This window comes from Oleiphilus sp. HI0079, from assembly GCF_001635105.1.
Window position 1 is genome coordinate 1 of the sequence record NZ_LWFT01000280.1, and the last position, 622, is coordinate 622.

The window sequence follows — 622 nt, forward strand, 5'->3', positions numbered from 1 at the left end:
AATTATGGTGCAATCGGGATTACAGCGGCAGTGTTGAGTTAGCGTTTTGCCGCTCGAGACATCGCACATGCCTTGCGAAACATTGAATTAGCCGGGTCGGCAAGCGCGTCGCGCTCTGGCCGGTATTGTTCAATATCAATGTAAGGCCGCTGTCCGCTAGCAAGCTCAGCTAATACTCTGCCATACCCCGCACTCATCGCTATCCCCGATCCATTGCAACCGGTACCAACGAAAACACCCGGCACTCGCTCAAGCGCTCTTATGGCGGCACTAGGCACAACCGGCTATACATTAATTGACCAATCAGTACTGACGAGACTATCAATCCACCCAGAGTTAAATGAGCCGAATTATATTCAATCAACCTTGTATATGTGGTGTCTCTCTGCCGCGTCTTCTACTGTGCTTTGCCTCTATTCACTAACTCTTAAGTCTGAGAGAAAGAATTGGCGAGACGTTATTGATTCAAAGAAACGAATGACCGGCGCAACTGCACTTATTATGACCCTCACGTACACGATGGTTTTGATCGCAATGCATGGTACTGAGAATGTTTCATATTTGGTGGCACTTCGCCAAACCAGCATCGTGATCGGAGTCATTCTTGGAGTAGTGTTGCTGA

At 48.2% G+C, this 622-nt stretch carries 1 protein-coding gene and 1 pseudogene; one reads left to right on the plus strand and one right to left on the minus strand.

From position 1 onward, the window contains the following. Positions 1 to 38: 38 nt before the first annotated feature. Entirely contained in the window at positions 39 to 245 is a 207-nt protein-coding gene (locus tag A3750_RS04015) for an FAD-binding oxidoreductase (RefSeq protein ID WP_068455810.1), read from the minus strand. Between the two features lie 16 nt (positions 246 to 261). On the opposite strand from A3750_RS04015, the pseudogene A3750_RS04020 reads away from it, so the two are divergent. Beyond that, a pseudogene (locus A3750_RS04020) lies at positions 262 to 622 on the plus strand (hypothetical protein); the annotation flags it as partial.